Genomic DNA, 25,782 nt, shown 5'->3' with positions numbered 1-25,782 from the left:
AACGTTTGCATTTAGTCAGGTTGTCCATAGGCAGACTCCCTGACTTCTTTTATACTAAATCTTGTAAGCGTTATTATTTCATCATTTACATTAGGGGGAACTACACATGGCTGAAATTCGTCTTGAACATATCGATAAAATCTACTCAGGTGATGCAAAAGCGGTTGATGACTTCAACCTTCACATTAAAGATAAAGAATTCATCGTCTTCGTCGGACCATCAGGTTGCGGGAAATCAACGACACTTCGGATGATCGCTGGACTTGAAGAAATCTCAGGTGGGGATTTCATCATCGATGGCAAACGCATGAACGATGTAGCACCAAAAGATCGCGATATCGCGATGGTCTTCCAAAACTATGCATTGTATCCGCATATGAACGTCTTCGATAACATGGCATTCGGATTAAAGCTTCGGAAGTTCCCTAAAGATGAAATCAAGCAACGCGTTGATAACGCAGCTCGTATCCTTGGTCTTGAAGAATACCTCGAGCGGAAGCCAAAAGCACTCTCTGGTGGTCAGCGCCAACGGGTAGCGATTGGTCGCGCCATCGTTCGTGATGCTAAAGTCTTCTTGATGGATGAGCCGCTCTCGAACTTAGATGCTAAATTGCGTGTACAAATGCGTAAGGAAATCATTCAGTTACACAAACGTCTTGAGACGACGACGATTTACGTCACGCACGATCAGACGGAAGCGATGACGCTTGCGACACGGATCGTCATCATGAAAGCGGGAATCATTCAACAAGTCGGTACGCCGAAAGAAGTCTATGATCACCCAGATAACATGTTCGTCGCTGGATTCATCGGTTCACCATCGATGAACTTCTTGACAGGTAAATTGGCAGAAGACGGTCTCTTCCATGTTTCAGGAACAGAAGAGAAATTCGAAGTACCAGAAGGAAAAATGAAAGTTCTCCGCGACCGCGGTTATACGAATAAAGATCTCGTCCTCGGAATTCGTCCAGAGGATATCCATGCGGAATTGATTTACCAAGACACGAAAACAGCACACCGCTTCCCAGCACATATCGAAGTATCTGAATTGATGGGTGCAGAGTCTTACCTCTACTCAAAAGTCGGACAACAAGCGTTCACGGCACGTGTTGATTCACGTTCACACGTCGAGATGGGATCGCAGCTTGATCTCTTCTTCGATATGACAAAAGCACACTTCTTCGATGCTTCAACAGAAGCAACGATCCGTTAATCGCATCATCGATCAGTTACGATGTTTCAGACTGTCCTATTAAGGGCAGTCTTTTTTATTGACAGACGTTCCTGTAACTTTGTATGATACTGCTTGTAGCTTAAAATTAATCCTATTCGAAAACTAGGAATTGAAATCATTTATTTATAAAGGAGAGAGCGCTATGAAACACGGTTTGAAATTAGCTGTAGCAGCATTATCGACAGCGGGGGTGCTTGCAGCATGCGGCGCTTCGAACGACAACGCAGGTTCTGATAAAGAGTCAAAAGTCATTACAGTCGGTACAGAAGCAACGTACCCACCTTTCACGTATAAAGAAAAAGGAAAATTGACAGGTTATGACGTAGACGTCATGAACGAAGTCGCAAAACGCGCCGGCTATAAAGTCGATTACAAAGCGATGGACTTCAAAGGACTCATCCCAGCACTTGATTCAAAACGGATCGATGTCATCGCGAACCAAATGGGAATCACGCCTGAGCGCCAAGAAAAATACGCTTTCTCTGATGCGTATACGGTCTCTGGTTCAACAATCATCGTCAACAATAAAACGAACGACATCAAAACACTCGACGACTTAAAAGGAAAGACAGTCGGTTCGACACAAGGTTCACTCTATGCCAAAACAGCTGAAGAAGCTGGCGCGAAAGTGAAATACTACAAAGGTGCGAACCAAGTCTTGAAAGATCTTGAAGCAGGTCGTGTTGATGCTGCCATGAACGATCGTCTCTTCGTCTTGACGGAGCTGAAGAAAGCAGGCTACAAAGTTAAAGCGGTCGGTGAAACGTTCGACAAGAACGAATCAGGCTTCATGATGGCGAAAAACAGCAAGTATACAGAAGACTTCAATAAAGCACTCGCTGAGATGCAAGAAGACGGCACTCTTGCAAAAATCGGTGAGAAGTACTTCAACGAGGATATCAGTAAGTGAGTGAATTACTGACGATCGTCCGGGATAACTCGGACGTCTACGCAAAGGCGATTGGTACGACCCTTCTTGCAAGTGGTCTCGCCATCGTCTTTGCGCTTATTCTTGGGTTGATTCTTGCCGTCATGCGTGATAGCCGTCTTGCCGTCTTTAGCGGTTTTGCACGTTTATATGTCTCGTTCTTCCGAGGAACACCATTACTGCTACAAATCCTGATTTTATACAATGGTCTCGTTGTCCTTCAGTTGACTGGATTCCAAGCCCTCGCCTTCGGCTTATCGCTTCACTTTTCTGCGTATATCTCAGAATCGTTCCGCGCTGCCATCTCCTCTGTCGATCGTGGACAATGGGAAGCAGCTGACTCGCTCGGTATTCCGCGTCGTAAGACCTTCAAGGATGTCATCTTACCGCAAGCGCTATCTCGAGCGATTCCACCGCTTTCGAACTCTGTCATCGATATCATCAAATCGACATCACTCGGTACGATCGTTGCTGTTGAAGAATTGACGTATGTCTCTGACCAGATTTCAGCGACAACTTACCTCGTCATGCCGTTACTCTTGTTCTCGGCTGCGATTTACTGGATCATGTCGACAATCATTCAAAGTGTTCAACATCGCTTAGAAGCACGCTTCAGTATTCCAGAATGATTTTTCCCACACTTGGAACCGTATGGATTTCAAGTGTGTTTTTTTAGATTTTTTTAGGTTTAGCACTAGGCAATCCGGGAATAATCAAGTATACTAATAAAAATCAGAATTATCTGACAACTTACAAAGGAGCGTGGCCGAGATGAAACAAGTAATTGAAGCTTTCCGTAGACAAGATGCAGAGCAGCGAATTCCAGTGCTACGTCTCGAAATCGATTATGAGCTCAGTACGCTCTTCGATGCGATTCAAGCCAATGACCAAGCTGCCGTTTCAGCAAGTAAAGATCGTCTAGATAAATACCGTCAGGAGATGCTTCGTTTAGAAGCTTAACCTCATAGATCCCCCATCTCTCCTCCCCCTTGAGATGGGGCTTTTTTTTTGTCTACTTTTTGACGTACATTCTATGTGTAAGCGAAAGAGAGGATTGCTTCCGAATGATATATTGGAAACGATCCTCTCACTTTATTTCGCTAACGGACAACGTGCGCATTGAGCGTCTATCTCAAAACCAATTAATCGACGTCACGACCACGTGATGCCTTCAAAATCTCAAACCATTGCTCGCGTGTCAACGATACTTTCGTCGAACGAACCGCAGATTCAATGCGTTCAATCTTACCAGAACCAACGATTGGCATGATACGTGCTGGATGTTTGAGCAACCATGCATATGCGACCTCATCGATTTCTTCTGCCCCGATCGTCTCTGCGATCTCAGCTAATTTTTCGCGTAACGGTGCATATTGCTCGTCCTTGAAGAGACGCCCCCCCGCAAGCGGACTCCATGCCATCAACGGCATCTCATTTTCATGACAGAGATCAACGGATCCATCCTCGAAATGTTTCAATTCTGATACCGACAACTCGAGTTGGTTCGTCACGAGCATGAATGGTAAGCGAGACTGAATGAGACTTTGTTGGGCAGGTGTATGGTTCGAGAGACCGAATGTCCGTACCTTTCCTGCGTCCTTCAACTCTACGAACGCTTCAGCAATCTCGTTCGGGTCCATCAACGGATCTGGACGGTGAATCAACAACGTATCCACGTACTCGACACCGAGTTCTTGAAGAGAACGGTTGACTTGTTTGATGATGTGCTCTTTCGTCGTATCGTAGAATGATAAGGACTGATCCGAGAAATGATCCCCTTTCATCTTGATGCCCGTCTTCGTAACGATCTCCATCCGGTCACGTAACTCCGGTTTTAAAGCAAGAGCTTCTCCGAATAAGCGTTCATTCGTATAATCGCCATAGATATCCGCGTGATCAAACGTCGTAATCCCTAAAGCAAGGCATGCTTCGATCAATTCGAGACGCTCTTCTTTCGTCATCTCCCATTCATTCAATCGCCATAAGCCATGAATGATGCGTGAGAATGATAAATCTTCTGTTAGTTGAATCCGTTCCATCTGTCTTCCAACTCCTCTGTCGTATAAACTCTATCTCGTTTACTGTACCTCAAAATGGAACCGGTTGCACGAATTTCACTTTTCAATGCTCTCAGACAAAAAACAGGACCCCGTCGATGACGTGATCCTGTATGGGACTTATTGAATTTGTTCGACTTCTTGCATGACTTCATCTTCAATCTGCTGACGTTTTCGTGTCGTCTCAGCAGCATCTGGTGACGTGACGCTGAAGTAGAATTTGATTTTTGGTTCCGTACCCGATGGACGAAGGCAGAACCACGATCCATCGCTGAGCGTGAACTTCAGAACGTTGGATTTTGGCAAGTTGATCGGTGAAGGTTGATGCGTCTTCAAATCGTGGGCGATGCTCGCATCATAGTCCTCGAACAAGACGACCTGTTCTCCTGCTACTTGTTTCGGTGGATTCTCACGGAACGTATCCATGATTCGCCCGATCTGTGCCACGCCGTCCTTCCCTTTGAGCGTCAGAGAACGGAGTGACTCTTCGAAGTATCCGAACTGCTCGTAGATCGCCTGTAATGCCTCATAGAGCGTCCGTCCTTCGTTCTTGTGATACGCAGCCATCTCAGCAGCTAATAAGCACGCTTGGACGGCATCCTTGTCGCGGCAGAAGTCACCGATGAGGTAACCATAGCTCTCCTCATAGCCAAAGAGATACTCGTACTGACCCGATGCGTTATATTGTTTGATTTTCTCACCAATGAACTTAAATCCTGTCAATGTATTCTCGACATGAAGATCATAGTGACGCGCAATCAATGCCCCCAGTTCTGACGTAACGATCGTCTTCGCGACGAATCCGTTCGCTGGAAGTGTTCCCTGCGCCGCTTTTTGCGAAAGGATGTAGTCGAGCAATAAAGCGCCCGTCTGATTCCCTGTCAGGACTGTCCATTCTCCGTCTGCATCACGTGTCGCGACTCCGACACGGTCAGCATCGGGATCCGTCGCAATCAAGATGTCGGCGTCTGCCCGGTCACCATATTCGATTGCCAGTTTAAAGGCAGCATGTTCTTCCGGGTTCGGTGACGTCACGGTCGGGAATGCACCGTCTGGCTCTGCTTGCTCCTTGACGACTGTCACGTGTTCGAAACCGTAACGTTTCAAGCCTTCTGTTACCGGCACAAGACCTGTTCCATGAAGTGGTGTGAAGACGATTTTAAGTGGATCCGCTAATTCCGATTGAATCGAAGGTAAGACACGAATCGTTTGTAATTTGTCTTGGTACGCTTCGTCGAGTTCTTCTCCGACACGGACGATCAATCCGTTCGCACGAAGGACTTCTTCTTTCTCAAGTTCAATCGACAGCTCATCTTCGATTTGGCTGACGTATGAAACGAGTTCATCCGCCTCTTTTGGCGGAAGTTGTCCACCGTCATCCCCATATACTTTGTAGCCATTGTACTCTGGTGGGTTGTGACTCGCTGTGATGACGATCCCGCCTGCTGCTTGTAAAGATCGCACCGCAAACGAAAGTTCTGGTGTCGGACGTAGACCGTCGAACAGATACGCCTTGATGCCGTTACTTGCGAGCGTCCGTGCCGCCTCCAGCGCAAATTCTGGTGAGAAGTGACGGGAATCGTGTGCGATGACGATTCCTTTTGCTGCCGCTTCTTCCCCCGACGCCTTAATGAATGCTGCGAACCCTTGTGATGCTTTTCGGACCGTATATACGTTCATCCGGTTTGTCCCGACACCGATTTCCCCACGCATACCACCTGTTCCGAACTCGAGTTCTTTATAGAATGCTTCTTCAGCTGCTTTTTCATCCGTTGCTAACGTGACTAATTCTTCTTTTAATGTACTGTCTAAATCAGCGAACTGATCCCATTTTTGATAAGTTTCTTTCCATGACATGGTAAATCGACTCCTTTTTGAATGAGGGTAAGACTTGCGATGAAGCGATACCTTTCATATGATTAACACTAGAAAGGGTAAGGTGATGAGGCATGTTTCCTACGATTCAAATGGCAGATCTTCAACAGCTCGTCCGAACGGATCAGATTCGCTGGTTTGACTGCCGATATGACTTGCAACAACCTGAATATGGACGAAATGCTTTCTTAGAACAACACGTCGAAGGTGCACAGCACTTGAATTTAACGACTGAACTTTCCGGTCCAATCGATGAGGTCGGCGGTCGGCATCCGCTTCCTTCAAAAGAAGCGTGGCAACACACACTCGAACAGCATGGTGTGACACCAGAAGACTTCGTCGTCTTGTATGACGATGGCTTTCCGTATGCCGCTCGTGCGTGGTGGTTATTTAAATGGATCGGGCATGAGCGTGTCGTCGTCCTTGAGGGCGGATTCTCCTCTTACCTAGCGTTCGATCTTCCGGTCACGGAAGACGTTCCTACTTATGAACCTTCTCAGTACGCGCCTCGTTTTCAAGATGAGATGCTTGTCTCGTTCGAAGAACTGAAGGATCAGCTGACAGAAACGATGGTCATTGATTCCCGTGCGCCCGATCGATACCGTGGAGAAATCGAACCACTCGATCACGTCGCCGGTCACATTCCAGGTGCCGTGAATTGCTTCTTTGAACAAGCGCTCTCACCAGAGGGTCGCTTACGGGACGCAGAAGATTTGAAAGAATTGTACGCCGACATCCTACCAGTCACAGCACCTATCCTCTATTGTGGAAGTGGTGTGACAGCGTGTGTCAATGTCATCGCTCTCCATTCACTTGGGAAAACTGATGTCCGACTTTACGCCGGCTCTTATAGTGATTGGGTCAGCCGTGGTGAAGATGTCTCCCGTTCGTAAGCATCAGACACTGACAGAAACATCTGTCGGTGTCTTTTTGTTCAGAGTTGAATCGGTTTGATGTTCCAGATCGCATTCGCATACTCTTTAATCGTGCGGTCACTTGAGAACACACCTGACCGTGCAATATTAAGAATGACGTGTTTATACCATTCTTCTGGTTGCTGATACATCCGATCGATTCGTTCCTGCGCTTGTTGATACGACATGAAGTCTTTCAGGATCAGATACTCATCATTATACGTTAATAATGAATCGTAAATCGCTTGGAATTCACCTGGAGCAAATAATGTTCCGTCGACGAGACTATCGATGATCCGTCGCAACTCGGGTTGGGCACTGTATTGATCGTACGCACTGTAACCACCGTATTGTTTATAATTCATGACTTCCTGTGGTGTTAAGCCGAAGATGAAGATATTCGCATCCCCAACTTCGTCTCGAATTTCGATGTTCGCTCCGTCGAGCGTTCCAATTGTCAGTGCACCATTCATCATGAACTTCATGTTGCCGGTTCCGGAGGCTTCATAACTGGCAGTCGAAATCTGCTCGCTGACATCACTTGCCGGGAAAATCTTTTCAGCAAGCGATACACGATAGTTTTCTAGGAAGACGACTTTCAAGTACGGACTGACGTCTGGATCCTGATTGATCAAGCGAGCTAACGCATTGATATAACGAATGACTTCTTTTGCATAATGATAGCCTGGCGCCGCCTTTGCACCAAAGATGAATGTCCGCGGTGTCATCGTAAAGGAACGGTCTTCCTTCAAACGATAATAAAGCGAATGAATGTGTAACGCATTCAAGAGTTGGCGTTTGTACGCATGCAATCGTTTGACTTGAACATCAAAAATCGATGTCGGATCAACTATGACGCCAGTTTCTTTTTCAATGAGCAACGCTAATTCTTCTTTACGCTGAAGTTTGATTTCGGCGATGTCCTTCTGTAATGCTGAATCCTCTGCCCATTTCGTCAACTTTTGCAAATCGGACGGATGCTGAATCCAACTATCCCCGATTGCTTCTGTCACACGATTTGCCAGTGCTGGATTTGATGAGAGGAACCAGCGACGATGTGTAATCCCGTTCGTCTTATTATTGAAGCGAAGCGGAAACATCTCATAAAATAGTCGCATCTCGCGTTGCTTCAAAATCTCAGTATGAATCTGCGCGACACCATTCGTCGAATGCGTGCCGACGACAGCAAGATTCGCCATGTTGATTCGGTCATCCGCGATGATGGCGATATCTCGCATATGCGCTTCCATATGTGGATAGTTCGCAAGGACATCCTTACAGAAACGTCGGTTGATTTCTTCGATGATGAGGTAGATACGCGGTAACAAGCGACGGAACAAATCAATCGGCCAGCGTTCGAGTGCTTCTGATAGTAACGTGTGATTCGTAAACGACATGACACTCTTCGTGATGCGCCATGCTTCTTCCCAGCCAAATCCTTCTTCATCGATTAGAATCCGCATCAACTCTGGAATCGCGACGACCGGATGCGTATCGTTGATATGGATAGCGATATGGTTCCCGAGTTGCTTCAATGAATGATTTCGCTTTTTAAAGGACGTCAAGATACTCCGTAATCCGGCAGAAACGAAGAAGTATTGTTGCTTCAGACGCAACTCTTTTCCTTCGTACGTCGTATCATCCGGATACAGGAACTCTGAAATCGTCTGAATCGATTGTTTATGTGCCAGTAAATCTTTATAGTTCCCACGGTATTGGCTAAGTAATTCATCATCATCAAGTGGAGACTCAGCACTCCAGAGTCGCAGGTTATTGACGACCTTGTTTTGATAGCCGACGATCGGCATATCGTACGGAACAGCACGGACGATTTCAGCCGGTTCATGATGGACACGATATCCACCATCACCGACTTCTTCAAGCCAGACATGACCACCAAATGGAACATCGACCGCTTTATCAGAACGTCTGATTTCCCACATGTTCCCGTTCTTCAGCCAGTTATCCGGTAACTCGACTTGATAGCCGTCGATGATTTTTTGCTTAAACAGACCATACTGATACCGGATCCCGTTCCCGTGTCCAGGAAGACCAAGCGCAGCCAGAGAATCGAGGAAACACGCCGCGAGACGACCGAGACCGCCGTTTCCAAGTCCTGGTTCCGGCTCTTCTTCTGTCAAATCACTGAGCTGATATCCGAGTTCGTCAAGTCCCCGTTCCACATCCTTTAAGACATCAAGACTCAATAGGTTGTTATGCAGGAAACGTCCGAGTAAAAACTCGAGTGAAAAGTAATAGACTTGCTTACTTTTTTTATGGATATATGTTTCCTTTGTCCGTAACCAATCAGTCGTGACCGTCTCGCGTACCAGATAGGCAAGTGTCTGATAGATATCGTTTTCTGTTGCTTCCGTTATTGCCTTGCCATGCATCGAAACGAATCGTTCCGTAAACCTCTCCTTGAACTTCTCTTTATCTTTGAACATGACGTAACCCCTTTTCCCAGTGATACGATCAAGTGGCGGACGGTGCAATCAAACGATATAACGCCAAGTATTCATCGGCTGAACGCAACCAACTGAAGTCTTCATTCATCGCTGTCTCAATCAAGTGCTCAAAGACCGGTCGATCATGATACACCTCGATCGTACGTTTAATCGCTTCTAAAAACTCATGTGCATTATAATTCGCGAACGAGAATCCATTTCCTTCTAACGTGAATTGATTGAACGGTTTGACCGTATCACGGAGCCCGCCTGTTTCCCGAACGACCGGTAAACAGCCATACTTCATCGAAATCAACTGACTGAGACCACACGGTTCAAAACGCGAAGGCATTAAGAAGGCATCACTTCCTGCATAGATTCGTTGTGCGAGACCAACGTCAAATCCGATATAAGAAGCGATTTTGTCTGGACGAATCGATGTCGCATGATGGAACAACCCTTCATATTCCGCTTCACCCGATCCGAGAATGATGAACTGCGCATCGAGTTCGAACAAGTCTGGCAAGATATGCGCGAGTAAATCGATTCCCTTTTGGTCGACAAGACGAGAAACGAAACCGAACAGTGGTACGTCCGGATTGATCGGGAGACCTAGTTCCTCTTGTAAGGCAGCCTTGTTTTTTGCTTTTCCTTCCGTGACGGTATCAACGGAATACGTCTCAACGAGATGCGTATCATGCGCAGGATCAAATTGACGATAGTCGATCCCGTTCAAGATGCCACGCACGTCGACAGCACGATGTTGTAAGACCGGCTCAAGCGTCTCACCGTAATACGGATCCATGATCTCATCACGATACGACGGACTGACTGTCGTGATTTGATTGGAGTGGACGAGTCCTGCCTTCATGTAATTGACGAGACCGTTATGAGCGATCCCATCTGCTGTGAAATGTTCATGACTCAAACCAAGTAAGTCACCGAGCACTTCCTCTGGGAAGACACCTTGGTATTGTAGATTGTGAATCGTAAAGACCGTTTTAATGTCTTGATAGCGCTCTAGGTGTTGATAATGGATTCGCAGGAACGCTGGAATCACACCTGTTTGCCAATCGTGACAATGGATGACGTCCGGTACTTCTTTCCGATCCAGATGTTGAATCATCTCAAGGACAGCACGTGAGAAATACGCAAACCGTTCCGCATCATCGTAATGTCCATAAATGACGCCATCTCGTTTAAAGTAGTACTCATTATCGATGAAATAGAACGTCACACCATCTTGTTTTAATCGGAGGACAGCACCAAATTGCTGGCGCCAACCGACTGGCACGATGAAGTCGAACAAGAACTCCATCTCTGATTTATATTGCTCCTTGATTTGACCGTAATTGGGTAAGACGACCGAAACGTCTGCCCCTTCCTCAGCAAGCGCTAAGGGGAGCGAGCCGACGACGTCAGCTAGCCCCCCTGTCTTGATGAAGGGTGTCGCTTCCGTGGCAGCAAACCATACCTTCATGAATGACATCTCCTTTAAACGATTGTTTGTTTTTTGATGACGATTGGTTCTTCTGCCGTTCCGCGGATGACTTGACCGCGTTTGACGGTGACTTCTTTATCGAGAATCGCGTACTCAACGACCGCGCCTTCTTCAATGACTGATTTTTGCATGATGATCGAGTTCTTGACACGAGCGTGTTTTCCGACTTTGACACCCCGGAACAAGATGCTGTCCGTCGTCGTTCCTTCTAATTTACAGCCGTTCGCGACAAGTGAGTTCTTGATGTCAGAACCCGGTAGATAACGTGTCGGTGGCTCATGCTTGATTTTCGTATAGACATGCTGGAAGTCATTGATTGCTCCCCATTGTTCAAGCAACAGCATGCTCTCACGATAGTATGAACGAAGCGAGTGAATGACTTGTGATGTACCACTGTACTCATAACCATGCACGTGTAGACGGTTCAACTGCGAACGAATGATACTCTGAAGTAAGTCGTACTCACCACGAGCAATCGCTTCATCAATTAAACGAACAAAGAGATTTTTCGACAGAACGACCGTTTCCATGTAGAATGTCTCATCCGTCGGCTGGAAACCCCGTGATCCGATTGCCGTTACGCGATTCTGTTCGCCAAAACGGATCGGACGGCAGTATTTACAAGGTAGTTCACGCTTCGTATAAACAACCGTGATATCCGCATTCGATTCTTTATGTTCGCGTAACACATCACGATAATCTACTGCAGATAAGATGTTTGAACCAGAGACAACGACGTAATTTTCTTTACTGCGAAGGAAAAAATCACGGTGCAGATGGAAGTTCGATAGATCCCCGCGGAACTCATTCGCATCTTGTGATAATGCGGGTGGGAAGATGTAAAGTCCGCCGTTTGAACGGTCAAGATCCCATTCCTTACCTGATCCAAGGTGATCCATCATTCCACGATATTTCTCGAGCGTAAAAATCCCGATGTTCGCGATATCGTTTTGTACCATGTTCGTCAATGTAAAATCGATCAACCGATAACGACCGGCAAATGGCACTGCTGCCAAGTTGCGATGTTCTGTCAATTCTTTAAAAAATCCTTCTTCACCACTCAGATTGATGACGCCTAATAGATCGACCTTCATTTCGTATATCCCCCTTATTGAATCGCTTCTTTGATGACTTCGTTCTTTTTGACGATACTGTCTGCTTCAATGACGAAGACTTCTCCGTCCGGAGACCCAATCGTCGCACCATCTTCAACAATCACGCCATCTGCTAAGATTGCCCGGTGAATCGTGACGTCTCGTCCGATTTTGACGTTCGGGAAAATGACCGAGTCCTTGACGAGTGATCCTTCTGCTACATCGACACCATAGAAGAGAACCGAATGATTGATTTCTCCTTCGATGTGGCATCCTTCGTTGATGATCGATGTCTCGACTGTCGCAGCATTCCCGATGTATTGTGGTTGCTGATTCGGGTTGACCGAATGTACTTTCCATGACGGTTCATACAAATCGAACTCAGGCTCTGCCGTCAATAGGTCCATGTTCGCTTCCCAAAGAGATTGAATCGTTCCGACGTCTTTCCAGTACCCTTTGAATTTATACGCACGGATATTGAGATTTTCAAAAAGCATGTTCGGGATGATATTTTTACCGAAGTCAAAGCTTGATTCCGCATCGCCGGCATCTTGAATCAAGTGGCGTTTTAAGATATCCCAGTTAAAGACATAAATCCCCATCGATGCAAGATTTGATTTCGGATTTTTTGGTTTTTCTTCGAATTCATTGATTCGTAAGTCATCGTCCGTATTGAGGATACCAAATCGCGGTGCCTCGTCCCATGGTACTTCACGTACGGAAATCGTGACATCAGAACCTGTCACACGGTGTTCCTCAATCATCTTTTCATAGTCCATTTTATAGATATGGTCACCTGATAGAACAAGAACATATTCAGGGTCAAATTGATTGATATAACTCATGTTTCGATAAATAGCATTTGCTGTGCCCTCATACCAGTTTTTGCCGTTCTGTGCTTGGTATGGTGGAAGAATCGTTAATCCGCCATTACGGCGATCCAGATCCCATGGACTCCCGATTCCGAGATAACGGTTTAATTCAAGTGGTTCATATTGCGTCAATACACCAACTGTATCGATTCCTGAGTTCGTACAGTTCGATAGCGGGAAATCAATGATCCGGTACTTTCCTCCAAATGCAACAGCTGGTTTTGCAGTATGTTTCGTTAAAGCTCCCAGACGTTTCCCTTCTCCGCCTGCAAGTAACATCGCAACGACATTCTTTTTAGCCATTTCGTCCCCTCCATTTATGCTCTTTTTTTCAGACAATTCGCGTTGTAAAATCCACAGATACTTTTATATACCCAATCTTTTCTCTTTTTAATATAACATTCCTGCAAAATAGGTTTATTAAAATACAAAAACCGAAAAAAAATCTATTGATTTCTCCATAAAAGACCGATAATAGGAATGAAATGGCTTTTTGAAAGGAGTTCTCATGCGAATTACTACAGGATATCTTGTCTTACTTGGTCTTGCGACGATGCTTCTATTTTCCTTATTTTCAATCAAAGATGAGCTGAAAACAGCACGTACACTTTTTTTCTGGGCCGATGAACAGACGACGCGACATCCACTGACCTCCTACCAACCAATCACTGTAACCTATGAAAACAAACGAGTCGAGCTCTATGACGGATTACGACGGGATGACCTAACTCCTCGAACATTGCCGCAAAAAGTTGAGCAAGCATTTGTTGCCATTGAAGATCAGCGTTTCTATCAACATGACGGATATGACATCACAGGAATCTTACGCGCGTTTACAAAAAATCAGTCTGATTCTAAATCTCAAGGTGGCAGTACGATCACACAACAACTGGCAAGAATGACGTATCTGTCAAACGAAAAAACATATACTAGAAAAATAAAAGAGCTGTTAATTGCTGTGTCGTTGGAGCAAAAATATTCGAAAAAAGAACTGATGACAGCGTATGTCAATCAAGCCTATTTTGCGAATAATATTTATGGCATCGAACTTGCTGCGAAATCCTATTTCAATAAGCCAGCACGCGAGTTGAGTTGGTCTGAAATCAGTTTTCTGACAGCAATTCCGAACAATCCTTCTCTTTATGACCCGCTACGCTTTCCTGAAAACACAAAAAAACGTCAGCAACGAATCGTTCAAGCGTTAATACGCGATCGTGTCCTGACAAAAGATTTTGCTATTTCTCGTGTGTCGCCTCGATCCTACAAACCGAGTGTTCCTTATCCGGACTATATCGATGCGACCGTTCAAGCTGCCGTTCGGATGACGGCTCAAAAAAATGGTTGGAGTGAGAAGCATGCTGCAGAATATCTGCATCAACAAGGTGCGGTCATCTCGACATACCTCGACTCAGCAGAACAACGACGAGCTAAAGAAGCTCTTCGCAATCTACCCGACCCGATTGAGGGTGCTTATGTTGGCATCGACGGACAAACACACGGGGTCACGGCTCTTGTCGGCTACAAATCGAATTTGACAGGTCAGTTCAACCGAGCAGTGCAGTCGTACCGCCAACCTGGTTCAGCTATCAAACCGTTACTTGTCTATGGTCCTTACCTTGAAAAAACGAAAGCCCGCTTGTCGAGCACGTTAGACGGTAGTCCCGTCTGTATCGATGGATACTGTCCGTCAAATAGCGGAAATCGAATTCTCGGACAAGTAACGATTGCTGATGCGATCGCTTACTCCTATAACACACCAGCCATTCGAGCATTCGCGGTGTCTTTCCGGGAAGGATTGAAGTCCATCCGTCCGTTCCAGTTCAGCCAATGGACACGTGAGGATGACGCCTTTACGAGTGCTCTAGGTGGTTTACAGTACGGAATCAGTCCATATGAACTGACGAACGCTTATACCGTATTCGTTAATGATGGGCTCTATCGACCGGCATCGATGATTAAAAGTATTACGCTTAAGAATGGAACGGTCGAACGACCACAAGAAAAGGAACAACGCATTTGGTCCAGTCAGACGAATCGGGAATTACGGGCTGGTTTAAAAAATGTCATGACATATGGAACGGGACGCAAAGGATATGATTCCTCTGCGCGCTATATCGGAGGAAAAACAGGAACAACGAACGATAACAAGGACATGTGGTTCGTCGGTATTAAGAATCAACATATCGGAGGGATTTGGCTAGGGGCAGATCGCCCGCGTCCCTTCCCTGTTGAGGCGAATGCAACGTTACAGGTCCAGACATGGGCGAAGATTTTACGTCCTTAAGTCAACTCGGAAATAAAATCGCTTCCCCGAAGGAATTGAATAAAGTTAGACCGACCCATGATAGACCAGCAAGCAGAACACCCCAGGCTAAGAAAGAAAAGATGATCAAACCGACGGCTCCTGCTGCACTCGTCATTTTACTGATTTGAACCGTGTAAAAGATAAAATAGATGAAAAAGGACACAAGCAACACGATGCCGACATGCAAGAAGGACGTCATGAAGGCGAAGCTGACACAACCTCCGATAAGTAGCAGAATACTTCCCGGACGTAACATACCGAGTGTCGTTCCCTCTTGTTCCTTGATGAAAAAGGCAAAACCGAGCTGATTGATCGTATCCGATAATAGTTTAAGCGAACTAAAGATCATAAAGTAGACGATCAAAAAGCCAAGCCAAACGACGAGCTTCGTATCGCGTGCCGTCAAGAGTTGAAGTAGTTCATCGTACACGCCGACTTGATCGAGCCAATGTAATGCGAGTTCCGTCGTTGCAATCGCAAGGGACGTACTAAATAACAAAATGCTGATCAGCGGGGCATAACTTAATAGGTAAACGTTCGTACGCATGTGGAGTCTCCATTCATAGAAAATTCATATGTAGCACACAATTTCACTTACAGGTATACTATAATAGATTATATCGGTTCAAGAGACTGAAGGGGGAAACAAAAATGGCATTTATCTTAATGGTCGGCGTAAGTCTTGCGTTTTTGACAGCAATCTTCACTGCAGGCTACAACAAAAAACCTGAAGGTAACGAATAATTCATAAAAGCTCCATCCTGATTCAGGATGGAGCTTTTGCTTTACAGAAGACCTGCGTATCCTTGTTGACGTAATGCTTCATAGACGATGATCGCTGCCGTGTTTGAGACGTTCAGTGAACGAACGAGGTTCGATTGAGGTAGACGGATACACCGTTCTGCGTTCGCATCGATGACTTCAAGCGGCAATCCTTTTGTTTCCCGACCAAAGACGAAGAAATAGTCCTGTTCGATGTCCGATAAGTCAATCTGACTCGGGTACTGTTCCCCATATTTCGTAATATAGTAGAAAATACCTTCCGGATGTTTCTCCCACAGTTCTTCTAACGAATCATGATAACGAACATCGACGAATTCCCAGTAATCAAGACCCGCACGTTTAAGTTGCTTATCGTCCGTCGAGAAGCCGAGCGGTCGAATCAAGTGAAGGACGGAATGCGTCGCTGCACAGGTACGTGAAATATTTCCTGTATTTTGAGGAATCTCCGGTTGATACATAACGACATGAATAGCCATGATTCAATTCTCTCCTATCTCATGCGCTAAAAGCGCTTCTTTATGGGCAATCCCACTTGCAAAACCCGTCAGTTTACCCGTCGCCCCTATGACGCGGTGACATGGATAAATCAATGCGATCGGATTCCGATTCAAGGCACCGCCGACGGCTCGTGCTGCCTTTGGTTTGCCAATCATTCGAGCCAGTTCACCGTAACTGATCGTCTGACCAAACGGAACGGTTCGTAAAGCATGCAATACTTGCTCTGCAAATGGTGTGACACGTAACTGACAAGGAAGCGCGTCAAGCGCTTGTATGTCTCCTTGTGCGTAACGATCAAATGCCATGCGCCAAGCTTTCGGTAACTCACCTTCGTCGGTTTCTTCTTTTAAATAGGTCCGAGCACGCTCTTCATTCAATCCAAAATCGAGATACACGATTTGCTCTTTTTCCCATGCGACGAGCAATGTACCAAACTCATAAGTGAGCTGTTGAAATGGCATCTGATTCCCCCCACTCCTCAAGTAACCGTTGTCCTTCTGTTTGAACATCCACTGCAGTATCCGCTAAAAGACGTGATTTGATGTACGACTTCTCATCGACTCCACCAATTCGACCAACTGCCCAGAGTGCAAGCGCCCGCATGTCTTCGCGGGCATCGTTTTCCGTCATTAACCGTAGCGCCTCAATCGCGCTCTTGTCTCGATAATGAACGAGCGCACAAATCGCATTACGCTGAATCGGTTTCTTTCCACGCCATGCGCCGGATAATGTTCCGAACCGACTCTTGAACTCACGGTTACTCATGGATAAGAGTGGGACTAAGAGCGGTTTGACTTGTTCTGGATCCGGCTGTAGTTCAGCGTGATGTGTCGCATTCCTCTTCCGGTTATATGGACAGACTTGCTGACACGTATCACAACCGTATAGACGGTTCCCAAGCGCCATTCGAAATGGTTCTGGAAGCAGCGTTTTCGTCTGTGTCAAAAACGAGATACACCGTTTAGCATCGATGACGCCAGGTTCAACAAGCGCATCCGTCGGACAAGCGTCGATACACTTATTGCATGTTCCACACAATTCTTCGACTGGCTGATCAGGCGGTAGGACGATATCTGTAATTAGTTCACCAAGATAGAGATAGGATCCGTGCTCCTCACTGATGATCGAGCAGTTTTTCCCACTGAATCCGATACCTGCTCGTTCCGCCACAGCACGATCGACGAGTTCTCCCGTATCGACCATTGAGCGCGTCCGCGCACCCGGACTCAGCTCTTGAATTTTTTCTTCAAGCAACGTTAAACGTTGTCGTAACGCCTGATGATAATCGAGCCCCCAAGACGATCGACAAAAGATACCGCGCCGCTCTCCTTCCTTACCACGAGGTGCATTTTTGAGGGTACTTGGATACGCGACCGCAATCGCAATGATCGAAGCGGCATCTTCTACGAGTAACGAAGGAGTCGTTCGTAAATCGATATCCGGCTCTTCGAAACCAGAAGCAAATCCTTTCTCCTGCTGCACTTGCAGACGACGTTTTAAGACAAGAAACGGATCGGCTGTCGTCACCTTCAGCTCATCGATTCCGATTTCTGTTGCGTACTCTTGTAAAGCCAGTTTCAATTGTACACCATCCATCACGACTCACTCCTTTCCTGTTAAGATTCCTTCCTAAACAAAAAGAGCAAGGTGTCAGCGAAAACGACACATTGCTCTTTTTTGGTAAGCGGGTGAAGGGAATCGAACCCTCGTCATCAGCTTGGAAGGCTGAGGTTTTACCATTAAACTACACCCGCATAATCAGGTGAAACATCAGATTGTGTAAAAAGTATAAAGCGGGTGAAGGGAATCGAACCCTCGTCATCAGCTTGGAAGGCTGAGGTTTTACCATTAAACTACACCCGCATAATCAGGTGAAACATCAGATTGTGTAAAAAGTATAAAGCGGGTGAAGGGAATCGAACCCTCGTCATCAGCTTGGAAGGCTGAGGTTTTACCATTAAACTACACCCGCAAGATACCGGTGGTCGGAATCGAACCGACACTCCAAAGGAACACGATTTTGAGTCGTGCGCGTCTACCAGTTCCGCCACACCGGCACAATCTCTTGCAAAACTATTTAATTGAGAAATAGTTGGAGGCGCCAGTCAGAATCGAACTGACGATAAAGGAGTTGCAGTCCTCTGCCTTACCACTTGGCTATGGCGCCACTCATTGGAGCGGAAGACGGGATTCGAACCCGCGACCCCGACCTTGGCAAGGTCGTATTCTACCACTGAACTACTTCCGCTTGAAAAGCTGGGCTGGAAGGGATCGAACCTTCGCGTGCTGGAATCAAAATCCAGTGCCTTACCACTTGGCTACAGCCCAATAATAAGAGGGCGACTGATGGGAATTGAACCCACGAATGCCGGAATCACAATCCGGTGCGTTAACCACTTCGCCACAATCGCCATGGTAAACAGGGGCAGCAGGAATCGAACCCGCGCTGACGGTTTTGGAGACCGTAGTTCTACCGCTAAACTATGCCCCTATGGTGGTGGGGGGGGGCGGATTCGAACCGCCGAACCCGAGGGAGCGGATTTACAGTCCGCCGCGTTTAGCCACTTCGCTACCCCCCCACAATTGGGAAAATCATGTTGTTTTTAAAGATGGTGGCTTTGGACGGAATCGAACCGCCGACACAAGGATTTTCAGTCCTTTGCTCTACCAACTGAGCTACAAAGCCTTAACAATGGCGGTCCTGACGGGATTCGAACCCGCGATCTCCTGCGTGACAGGCAGGCATGTTAACCGCTACACCACAGGACCGTATGTAATTGCGGGGGCCGGATTTGAACCGACGACCTTTGGGTTATGAGCCCAACGAGCTACCAGACTGCTCCACCCCGCGACGCTATAAATGGTGACCCGTACGGGATTCGAACCCGTGTTACCGCCGTGAAAGGGCGGTGTCTTAACCGCTTGACCAACGGGCCATTATGAATTGAAAGTGATGATGGCGGAGAGCAAGGGATTCGAACCCTTGAGACGCTTTTGACGCCTACACGATTTCCAATCGTGCTCCTTCGGCCACTCGGACAGCTCTCCATTGTACGTGGTGAAGAAGTAATAAATGGCTCCGCAAGTAGGATTTGAACCTACGACCTACCGGTTAACAGCCGGTTGCTCTACCGCTGAGCTATTGCGGAACGATCGCCTGGCAGCGTCCTATCCTCACAGGGGGAAGCCCCCAACTACTTTCGGCGTTCAAGTGCTTAACTTCCGTGTTCGGCATGGGAACGGGTGTGACCACTTGGCTATCGCCACCAGACATTTATTATCTTAACATTATGTTCACATAACGTCAAGACTTTTTTTCGTTTTTTTGAAAGGCTCGTGCCCTCAAAACTGAAGTCATCAACAATGCATCTGCTAGAACAAGGCCTCGACCGATTAGTATCACTCAGCTCCACATGTCGCCATGCTTCCACCCGTGACCTATCTACCTCATCGTCTCTGAGGGGTCTTTCTTGATTACTCAAAGGGAAATCTCATCTTGGAGGGGGCTTCATGCTTAGATGCTTTCAGCATTTATCCCGTCCGCACGTAGCTACCCAGCGATGCTCCTGGCGGAACAACTGGTACACCAGCGGTGCGTCCATCCCGGTCCTCTCGTACTAAGGACAGCTCTCCTCAAATTTCCTGCGCCCACGACGGATAGGGACCGAACTGTCTCACGACGTTCTGAACCCAGCTCGCGTACCGCTTTAATGGGCGAACAGCCCAACCCTTGGGACCTACTCCAGCCCCAGGATGCGATGAGCCGACATCGAGGTGCCAAACCTCCCCGTCGATGTGGACTCTTGGGGGAGATCAGCCTGTTATCCCCAGGGTAGCTTTTATCCGTTGAGCGATGGCCCTTCCATGCGGAACCACCGGATCACTAAGCCCGACTTTCGTCCCTGCTCGACTTGTAGGTCTCGCAGTCAAGCTCCCTTCTGCCTTTGCGCTCTACGAATGATTTCCAACCATTCTGAGGGAACCTTTGGGCGCCTCCGTTACTGTTTAGGAGGCGACCGCCCCAGTCAAACTACCCGCCTGACACGGTCCTCCAGCCGGATCACGGCTGCGAGTTAGAGACTCTATGCATGAAGGGCGGTATCCCAAGGGTGACTCCTCCGAAGCTGGCGCTCCGGGCTCGACGTCTCCCGCCTATCCTGTACATCATGCACAAAGCCTCAATATCAGGCTGTAGTAAAGCTCCATGGGGTCTTTCCGTCCTGTCGCGGGTAACCTGCATCTTCACAGGTACTATGATTTCACCGGGTCTCTCGTTGAGACAGTGCCCAAATCGTTACGCCTTTCGTGCGGGTCGGAACTTACCCGACAAGGAATTTCGCTACCTTAGGACCGTTATAGTTACGGCCGCCGTTTACTGGGGCTTCGGTTCAAAGCTTCGCTTGCGCTAACCCATCCCCTTAACCTTCCAGCACCGGGCAGGCGTCAGCCCCTATACGTCATCTTGCGATTTAGCAGAGACCTGTGTTTTTGCTAAACAGTCGTTTGGGCCTATTCACTGCGGCTCTACTCATGTAGAGCGTCCCTTCTCCCGAAGTTACGGGACCATTTTGCCGAGTTCCTTAACGAGAGTTATCCCGCGCGTCTTAGAATTCTCATCTCGCCTACCTGTGTCGGTTTACGGTACTGGCGCCTTCCCCCTCACTAGAGGCTTTTCTTGGCAGTGTGAAATCGTGACCTACGTCCCTACGGGACTCCGCATCGTTCCTTGACTTTGGTGCCTGACGGATTTGCCAATCAGACGGTCTTGAAACTTGCACATGCACTTCCATCCGCATGCGTCACTATCCTCCTGCGTCCCCCCATTGTTCAAACGGTGGATCGGCGGTACAGGAATATCAACCTGTTATCCATCGCCTACGCCTTTCGGCCTCGGCTTAGGTCCAGACTAACCCTGAGCGGACGAGCCTTCCTCAGGAAACCTTGGGCTTTCGACGGAGGGGATTCTCACCCCTCTTTTCGCTACTCACACCGGCATTCTCACTTCCAAACGCTCCACTGCTCCTTCCGGTACAGCTTCACAGCGGTTTGGAACGCTCCCCTACCATTCCTTACGGAATCCGCAGCTTCGGTGGTATGTTTAGCCCCGTTACATTTTCGGCGCGGCGCCACTCGACTAGTGAGCTATTACGCACTCTTTGAATGGTGGCTGCTTCTAAGCCAACATCCTAGCTGTCTAGGCAGCGCCACATCCTTTTCCACTTAACATACACTTTGGGACCTTAGCTGGCGGTCTGGGCTGTTTCCCTCTTGACTACGGATCTTATCACTCGCAGTCTGACTCCCGAGTATAAGTTGCTGGCATTCGGAGTTTAACTGAATTCGGTAACCCTGTGGGGGCCCCTAGTCCAATCAGTGCTCTACCTCCAGAACTCTCAACCTCGAGGCTAGCCCTAAAGCTATTTCGGGGAGAACCAGCTATCTCCAGGTTCGATTGGCATTTCACCGCTACCCACACCTCATCCCCGCACTTTTCAACGTGCGTGGGTTCGGACCTCCAGTCAGTGTTACCTGACCTTCATCCTGGACATGGGTAGATCACCTGGTTTCGGGTCTACGACAACGCACTGAACGCCCTGTTCAGACTCGCTTTCGCTACGGCTCCGCCTCATCGGCTTAACCTCGCGCGTTATCGTAACTCGCCGGTTCATTCTACAAAAGGCACGCCATCACCCGTTAACGGGCTCTGACTACTTGTAGGCATACGGTTTCAGGATCTATTTCACTCCCCTTCCGGGGTGCTTTTCACCTTTCCCTCACGGTACTGGTTCACTATCGGTCACTAGGGAGTATTTAGCCTTGGGAGATGGTCCTCCCGGATTCCGACGGGGTTTCACGTGTCCCGCCGTACTCAGGATCCACTCTGGAGGGAAAACAGTTTCAGCTACAGGGCTGTCACCTTCTTCGGCCGACCTTTCCAGGTCCTTCACCTACTGTCTTCCTTTTTGACTCCGTATAGAGTGTCCTACAACCCCGAAGAGCATGCTCTTCGGTTTGGGCTGTTCCCGTTTCGCTCGCCGCTACTCAGGGAATCGCATTTGCTTTCTCTTCCTCCGGGTACTTAGATGTTTCAGTTCCCCGGGTCTGCCTCACGCTACACTATGTATTCATGTAACATGTCCCATCCCATTACAGATGGTGGGTTCCCCCATTCGGAAATCTTCGGATCAAAGCATACTTACTGCTCCCCGAAGCATATCGCTGTTCGTCGCGTCCTTCATCGGCTCCTAGTGCCAAGGCATCCACCGTACGCCCTTCATACCTTGATCTAGCGTTGGTATTCTAAGAACACACGTCTTAAATGACATGGTTAATTAAAAGTTTGATGTCTTGTTGATGTCTTCAGTTTTCAAGGTGCGAGTGTCTCTATCGAGACTGAGAGACGAGCTCTCAAAACTGAACGATGGGCATGTCCCGTAAGGGACGTTTTCCTTAGAAAGGAGGTGATCCAGCCGCACCTTCCGATACGGCTACCTTGTTACGACTTCACCCCAATCATCTACCCCACCTTCGACGGCTGGCTCCTTGCGGTTACCTCACCGGCTTCGGGTGTTGCAAACTCTCGTGGTGTGACGGGCGGTGTGTACAAGACCCGGGAACGTATTCACCGCAGTATGCTGACCTGCGATTACTAGCGATTCCGACTTCATGCAGGCGAGTTGCAGCCTGCAATCCGAACTGGGAACGGCTTTATGGGATTGGCTCCACCTCGCGGTCTCGCTGCCCTTTGTACCGTCCATTGTAGCACGTGTGTAGCCCAACTCATAAGGGGCATGATGATTTGACGTCATCCCCACCTTCCTCCGGTTTGTCACCGGCAGTCTCCCTAGAGTGCCCAACTAAATGCTGGCAACTAAGGATAGGGGTTGCGCTCGTTGCGGGACTTAACCCAACATCTCACGACACGAGCTGACGACAACCATGCACCACCTGTCACCATTGTCCCCGAAGGGAAAACTTGATCTCTCAAGCGGTCAATGGGATGTCAAGAGTTGGTAAGGTTCTTCGCGTTGCTTCGAATTAAACCACATGCTCCACCGCTTGTGCGGGTCCCCGTCAATTCCTTTGAGTTTCAGCCTTGCGGCCGTACTCCCCAGGCGGAGTGCTTAATGCGTTAGCTTCAGCACTGAGGGGCGGAAACCCCCCAACACCTAGCACTCATCGTTTACGGCGTGGACTACCAGGGTATCTAATCCTGTTTGCTCCCCACGCTTTCGCGCCTCAGCGTCAGTTACAGACCAAAGAGTCGCCTTCGCCACTGGTGTTCCTCCACATCTCTACGCATTTCACCGCTACACGTGGAATTCCACTCTTCTCTTCTGTACTCAAGCCTTCCAGTTTCCAATGGCCCTCCCCGGTTGAGCCGGGGGCTTTCACATCAGACTTAAAAGGCCGCCTGCGCGCGCTTTACGCCCAATAATTCCGGACAACGCTTGCCACCTACGTATTACCGCGGCTGCTGGCACGTAGTTAGCCGTGGCTTTCTCGTAAGGTACCGTCAAGGTACGAGCATTACCTCTCGTACGTGTTCTTCCCTTACAACAGAGTTTTACGATCCGAAAACCTTCATCACTCACGCGGCGTTGCTCCATCAGACTTTCGTCCATTGTGGAAGATTCCCTACTGCTGCCTCCCGTAGGAGTCTGGGCCGTGTCTCAGTCCCAGTGTGGCCGATCACCCTCTCAGGTCGGCTATGCATCGTCGCCTTGGTGAGCCGTTACCTCACCAACTAGCTAATGCACCGCAAGGCCATCTCAAGGTGACGCCGAAGCGCCTTTCATCAGCGGACCATGCGGTCCGTTGAACTATCCGGTATTAGCTCCGATTTCTCGGAGTTATCCCAATCCTTGAGGCAGGTTCCTTACGTGTTACTCACCCGTCCGCCGCTCATTCCGCTGCCTTCCCTCCGAAGAGTTCCGTCAGTTTCCTGCGCTCGACTTGCATGTATTAGGCACGCCGCCAGCGTTCGTCCTGAGCCAGGATCAAACTCTCCATGAAGTGTTTGACTTGCTCGTTTTTGTGACCGAAGTCACGATTGACGAAGCTTGCGCTTCATTCGTTTTTGTATTCCGTAGAATACGATTTTTGCCTCATCGTTCAGTTTTCAAAGTTCGTCGTGTCGTTTTCAGCGACTTTAATAAGATATCATGGAATAACTTAAGCGTCAATCCCTTTTTGAAATCTTTTTTCTTTCTTGTCACCGTCCAGTGTGTGTTGCCCTGTCGACATGTATTAATATACTATCTCGGTATAACACCGTCAATAGTTTTTCTAAAAAAACTTTCGCAATCTTTTTCCTTCTATATATAGCCAAAACGATCATGAGAAAAAAATAAAGCCGATCGTCATACGACCGGCTCATACGTCACAAGTTCGACCCCTGCACCTTTAGTCGTTTGATACGAAATACGAATCAAACCTTTTCGCATGAAGAAGTCGATCAAACTACTTAAATCCACTTTAACTTCTTGCAGTCGTTCTTCTTCCATCAATTCATACATCGTCCAAGGTACCGTCCGTTCACGCATGATTTCGAATAGATAACGCCCTCCCGATAACACCTTGGACTGTAAAAGATGTTCAAGTCCAATCAATGCAAGATGAATACGTTGATCTAGCGTCTCTTCACTCATCAATAATTGTTCATATAGTTTATAAACATCCGGATCATCAAGTCGCGCTTGCTCCCAGACGACTGTCTCGGGATGTTTCCCTTTCTCGAGGACGGATAGTCGCGCGAGATGGTGCAATGCATGATGAACATGTGTATAGGCATCATAATGATGTCCGCGACTGAACAAGTTTCTTCCATCTTGGAAACGACGTAATAATTTAGCAAATGAAATCGTCATCTGTAAATGACGTTCCTCATCAGGAAAGTTGAGTAGTTGCCGTTTTAAATCAACTAAGTAATCATTTCGTTCGAACACGATTGTTCCCTCTGCAATCCAGTGGATCGCTCGTCGATTCGCATTTAACAAAATCCAGCGTGATAACACATCCTCGTGTACAAGATGTAAGGATACCTTCAGTGTGTTCAACCGGTAATGTTTGATCGTCCATTCGACTTCCGGATCTCTTGTGATGACAACAAGAAGCGTATCAAATTGATCCGTTAGGGAATCCCGTGGCTGTCGTTTCTCAACAGCAATGATTCCTTGCGTTTCACGATAAGCCGCGTATTCCGAATAAATCGTCCGTGTTGCTTGTTCCATTTACTTCTCACCCTTCTATACGAACTCGTCGTTACCATTTT

Annotated in this window: 17 protein-coding genes, 16 tRNA genes and 3 rRNA genes; 6 read left to right on the top strand and 30 right to left on the bottom strand. The window is 47.7% G+C overall.

Annotated elements, in window-relative coordinates; all coding sequences use genetic code 11:
• The first annotated feature begins 106 nt into the window (after positions 1-106).
• The 4 genes from L985_RS03845 to L985_RS03830 all read left to right on the top strand — a co-directional run bounded on the left by L985_RS03845 (position 107) and on the right by L985_RS03830 (position 3,122).
• On the top strand, positions 107-1,213 hold the full coding sequence (locus L985_RS03845; RefSeq protein WP_035409428.1) for an ABC transporter ATP-binding protein: 1,107 nt from the start codon (positions 107-109) through the stop codon (positions 1,211-1,213).
• A 163-nt stretch (positions 1,214-1,376) separates the two neighbouring features.
• A complete protein-coding gene (locus L985_RS03840) occupies positions 1,377-2,144 on the top strand; it encodes a transporter substrate-binding domain-containing protein (RefSeq protein WP_047396216.1) in 768 nt (255 codons plus the stop codon).
• A complete protein-coding gene (locus L985_RS03835; RefSeq protein ID WP_029340925.1) occupies positions 2,141-2,791 on the top strand; it encodes an amino acid ABC transporter permease in 651 nt (216 codons plus the stop codon). Before L985_RS03840 ends, L985_RS03835 begins: the two co-directional genes overlap by 4 nt.
• Before the next feature lie 142 nt (positions 2,792-2,933).
• The gene (locus tag L985_RS03830; protein WP_029340924.1) at positions 2,934-3,122 is read left to right on the top strand and encodes a hypothetical protein; all 189 of its coding nucleotides are present in this window, start codon (positions 2,934-2,936) and stop codon (positions 3,120-3,122) included.
• A gap of 182 nt (positions 3,123-3,304) precedes the next feature.
• Here the strand turns inward: L985_RS03830 and L985_RS03825 are convergent, their stop codons facing one another.
• Both L985_RS03825 and L985_RS03820 read right to left on the bottom strand, forming a co-directional pair.
• Entirely contained in the window at positions 3,305-4,201 is an 897-nt protein-coding gene (locus L985_RS03825) for an aldo/keto reductase (protein ID WP_029340923.1), read from the bottom strand.
• Between the two features lie 138 nt (positions 4,202-4,339).
• Entirely contained in the window at positions 4,340-6,076 is a 1,737-nt protein-coding gene (locus tag L985_RS03820) for a phospho-sugar mutase (RefSeq protein WP_029340922.1), read from the bottom strand.
• Between the two features lie 92 nt (positions 6,077-6,168).
• On the opposite strand from L985_RS03820, the gene L985_RS03815 reads away from it, so the two are divergent.
• Positions 6,169-6,987 carry a sulfurtransferase gene (locus tag L985_RS03815; protein ID WP_029340921.1) on the top strand — a complete coding sequence of 273 codons (819 nt, stop codon included), beginning with the start codon at positions 6,169-6,171 and terminating at the stop codon, positions 6,985-6,987.
• A gap of 41 nt (positions 6,988-7,028) precedes the next feature.
• On the opposite strand, the gene L985_RS03810 is transcribed toward L985_RS03815, so the two are convergent.
• From L985_RS03810 to L985_RS03795, 4 genes are read right to left on the bottom strand one after another with little or no spacing between them, the layout of a single operon-like run.
• Positions 7,029-9,455, bottom strand: coding sequence for a glycogen/starch/alpha-glucan phosphorylase (locus L985_RS03810; protein WP_047396213.1), 2,427 nt, complete (start codon positions 9,453-9,455; stop codon positions 7,029-7,031).
• Positions 9,456-9,483: 28 nt separating this feature from the next.
• The gene (gene glgA / locus L985_RS03805; RefSeq protein ID WP_029340919.1) at positions 9,484-10,935 is read right to left on the bottom strand and encodes a glycogen synthase GlgA; all 1,452 of its coding nucleotides are present in this window, start codon (positions 10,933-10,935) and stop codon (positions 9,484-9,486) included.
• Between the two features lie 14 nt (positions 10,936-10,949).
• A complete protein-coding gene (glgD, locus tag L985_RS03800) occupies positions 10,950-12,050 on the bottom strand; it encodes a glucose-1-phosphate adenylyltransferase subunit GlgD (RefSeq protein ID WP_023467325.1) in 1,101 nt (366 codons plus the stop codon).
• Positions 12,051-12,064: 14 nt separating this feature from the next.
• Positions 12,065-13,225: a glucose-1-phosphate adenylyltransferase gene (locus L985_RS03795; protein ID WP_023467324.1), complete on the bottom strand. Its 1,161-nt coding sequence runs from the start codon at positions 13,223-13,225 to the stop codon at positions 12,065-12,067.
• Positions 13,226-13,430: 205 nt separating this feature from the next.
• Here L985_RS03795 and L985_RS03790 point away from each other — a divergent pair, with 205 nt between their 5' ends.
• Positions 13,431-15,206: a transglycosylase domain-containing protein gene (locus L985_RS03790; protein ID WP_029340918.1), complete on the top strand. Its 1,776-nt coding sequence runs from the start codon at positions 13,431-13,433 to the stop codon at positions 15,204-15,206.
• A gap of 1 nt (position 15,207) precedes the next feature.
• Here the strand turns inward: L985_RS03790 and L985_RS03785 are convergent, their stop codons facing one another.
• From L985_RS03785 to L985_RS03670, 24 genes are all read right to left on the bottom strand, one after another.
• Positions 15,208-15,774 carry a DUF5366 family protein gene (locus tag L985_RS03785; protein WP_029340917.1) on the bottom strand — a complete coding sequence of 189 codons (567 nt, stop codon included), beginning with the start codon at positions 15,772-15,774 and terminating at the stop codon, positions 15,208-15,210.
• A 238-nt stretch (positions 15,775-16,012) separates the two neighbouring features.
• On the bottom strand, positions 16,013-16,486 hold the full coding sequence (gene trmL / locus L985_RS03780) for a tRNA (uridine(34)/cytosine(34)/5-carboxymethylaminomethyluridine(34)-2'-O)-methyltransferase TrmL (protein ID WP_029340916.1): 474 nt from the start codon (positions 16,484-16,486) through the stop codon (positions 16,013-16,015).
• Between the two features lie 3 nt (positions 16,487-16,489).
• Positions 16,490-16,969 (bottom strand): methylated-DNA--[protein]-cysteine S-methyltransferase, encoded by a 480-nt coding sequence (locus L985_RS17225; protein WP_029340915.1) that lies wholly within the window; start codon positions 16,967-16,969, stop codon positions 16,490-16,492.
• Positions 16,944-18,104: a tRNA epoxyqueuosine(34) reductase QueG gene (gene queG, locus L985_RS03770; RefSeq protein WP_047396209.1), complete on the bottom strand. Its 1,161-nt coding sequence runs from the start codon at positions 18,102-18,104 to the stop codon at positions 16,944-16,946. Before queG ends, L985_RS17225 begins: the two co-directional genes overlap by 26 nt.
• Positions 18,105-18,191: 87 nt before the next feature.
• Positions 18,192-18,262: transfer RNA gene (locus L985_RS03765), tRNA-Gly, on the bottom strand.
• Between the two features lie 38 nt (positions 18,263-18,300).
• Positions 18,301-18,371: transfer RNA gene (locus L985_RS03760), tRNA-Gly, on the bottom strand.
• Positions 18,372-18,409: 38 nt separating this feature from the next.
• Positions 18,410-18,480 (bottom strand) — tRNA-Gly (locus L985_RS03755).
• Between the two features lie 4 nt (positions 18,481-18,484).
• A tRNA-Leu gene (locus tag L985_RS03750) sits at positions 18,485-18,565 on the bottom strand.
• Between the two features lie 36 nt (positions 18,566-18,601).
• A tRNA-Cys gene (locus L985_RS03745) sits at positions 18,602-18,675 on the bottom strand.
• Between the two features lie 6 nt (positions 18,676-18,681).
• Positions 18,682-18,756, bottom strand: a tRNA-Gly gene (locus tag L985_RS03740).
• 8 nt (positions 18,757-18,764) lie between these two features.
• A tRNA-Gln gene (locus L985_RS03735) sits at positions 18,765-18,836 on the bottom strand.
• A gap of 10 nt (positions 18,837-18,846) precedes the next feature.
• Positions 18,847-18,919: transfer RNA gene (locus L985_RS03730), tRNA-His, on the bottom strand.
• A 9-nt stretch (positions 18,920-18,928) separates the two neighbouring features.
• Positions 18,929-18,999, bottom strand: a tRNA-Trp gene (locus L985_RS03725).
• Between the two features lie 4 nt (positions 19,000-19,003).
• A tRNA-Tyr gene (locus L985_RS03720) sits at positions 19,004-19,087 on the bottom strand.
• Positions 19,088-19,118: 31 nt separating this feature from the next.
• Positions 19,119-19,194 (bottom strand) — tRNA-Phe (locus L985_RS03715).
• Positions 19,195-19,201: 7 nt separating this feature from the next.
• Positions 19,202-19,277: transfer RNA gene (locus L985_RS03710), tRNA-Asp, on the bottom strand.
• An 8-nt stretch (positions 19,278-19,285) separates the two neighbouring features.
• Positions 19,286-19,359: transfer RNA gene (locus L985_RS03705), tRNA-Met, on the bottom strand.
• A gap of 10 nt (positions 19,360-19,369) precedes the next feature.
• Positions 19,370-19,444, bottom strand: a tRNA-Glu gene (locus L985_RS03700).
• 21 nt (positions 19,445-19,465) lie between these two features.
• A tRNA-Ser gene (locus L985_RS03695) sits at positions 19,466-19,556 on the bottom strand.
• Positions 19,557-19,582: 26 nt separating this feature from the next.
• A tRNA-Asn gene (locus L985_RS03690) sits at positions 19,583-19,657 on the bottom strand.
• A 6-nt stretch (positions 19,658-19,663) separates the two neighbouring features.
• Positions 19,664-19,779, bottom strand: a 5S ribosomal RNA gene (gene rrf / locus L985_RS03685).
• A gap of 102 nt (positions 19,780-19,881) precedes the next feature.
• Positions 19,882-22,795: ribosomal RNA gene (locus L985_RS03680) — 23S ribosomal RNA — on the bottom strand.
• A gap of 167 nt (positions 22,796-22,962) precedes the next feature.
• Positions 22,963-24,524: ribosomal RNA gene (locus L985_RS03675) — 16S ribosomal RNA — on the bottom strand.
• The 16S, 23S and 5S rRNA genes sit together here with 16 tRNA genes alongside, the layout of an rRNA operon.
• Before the next feature lie 347 nt (positions 24,525-24,871).
• The gene (locus L985_RS03670) at positions 24,872-25,741 is read right to left on the bottom strand and encodes a nucleotidyltransferase-like protein (protein WP_029340913.1); all 870 of its coding nucleotides are present in this window, start codon (positions 25,739-25,741) and stop codon (positions 24,872-24,874) included.
• Between the last annotated feature and the right edge of the window lie 41 nt (positions 25,742-25,782).

The organism is Exiguobacterium sp. ZWU0009 (genome assembly GCF_000798935.2).
Classification (GTDB): Bacteria; Bacillota; Bacilli; order Exiguobacteriales; family Exiguobacteriaceae; genus Exiguobacterium_A; species Exiguobacterium_A acetylicum.
This window is presented reverse-complemented; position numbering and strand designations above follow the sequence as displayed.

What these genes read in the sequence shown, in the direction of transcription:
- L985_RS03785 (WP_029340917.1), bottom strand. Translation starts at nt 15,774, where the DNA reads ATGCGTACGAACGTTTACCTATTAAGTTATGCCCCGCTGATCAGCATT.
- L985_RS03820 (WP_029340922.1), bottom strand. Translation starts at nt 6,076, where the DNA reads ATGTCATGGAAAGAAACTTATCAAAAATGGGATCAGTTCGCTGATTTA.
- L985_RS03815 (WP_029340921.1), top strand. Translation starts at nt 6,169, where the DNA reads ATGTTTCCTACGATTCAAATGGCAGATCTTCAACAGCTCGTCCGAACG.
- L985_RS03790 (WP_029340918.1), top strand. Translation starts at nt 13,431, where the DNA reads ATGCGAATTACTACAGGATATCTTGTCTTACTTGGTCTTGCGACGATG.
- L985_RS03840 (WP_047396216.1), top strand. Translation starts at nt 1,377, where the DNA reads ATGAAACACGGTTTGAAATTAGCTGTAGCAGCATTATCGACAGCGGGG.
- L985_RS03670 (WP_029340913.1), bottom strand. Translation starts at nt 25,741, where the DNA reads ATGGAACAAGCAACACGGACGATTTATTCGGAATACGCGGCTTATCGT.
- L985_RS03830 (WP_029340924.1), top strand. Translation starts at nt 2,934, where the DNA reads ATGAAACAAGTAATTGAAGCTTTCCGTAGACAAGATGCAGAGCAGCGA.
- queG (WP_047396209.1), bottom strand. Translation starts at nt 18,104, where the DNA reads ATGGATGGTGTACAATTGAAACTGGCTTTACAAGAGTACGCAACAGAA.
- L985_RS03810 (WP_047396213.1), bottom strand. Translation starts at nt 9,455, where the DNA reads ATGTTCAAAGATAAAGAGAAGTTCAAGGAGAGGTTTACGGAACGATTC.
- glgA (WP_029340919.1), bottom strand. Translation starts at nt 10,935, where the DNA reads ATGAAGGTATGGTTTGCTGCCACGGAAGCGACACCCTTCATCAAGACA.
- L985_RS03845 (WP_035409428.1), top strand. Translation starts at nt 107, where the DNA reads ATGGCTGAAATTCGTCTTGAACATATCGATAAAATCTACTCAGGTGAT.
- glgD (WP_023467325.1), bottom strand. Translation starts at nt 12,050, where the DNA reads ATGAAGGTCGATCTATTAGGCGTCATCAATCTGAGTGGTGAAGAAGGA.
- L985_RS17225 (WP_029340915.1), bottom strand. Translation starts at nt 16,969, where the DNA reads ATGCCATTTCAACAGCTCACTTATGAGTTTGGTACATTGCTCGTCGCA.
- L985_RS03825 (WP_029340923.1), bottom strand. Translation starts at nt 4,201, where the DNA reads ATGGAACGGATTCAACTAACAGAAGATTTATCATTCTCACGCATCATT.
- L985_RS03795 (WP_023467324.1), bottom strand. Translation starts at nt 13,225, where the DNA reads ATGGCTAAAAAGAATGTCGTTGCGATGTTACTTGCAGGCGGAGAAGGG.
- trmL (WP_029340916.1), bottom strand. Translation starts at nt 16,486, where the DNA reads ATGGCTATTCATGTCGTTATGTATCAACCGGAGATTCCTCAAAATACA.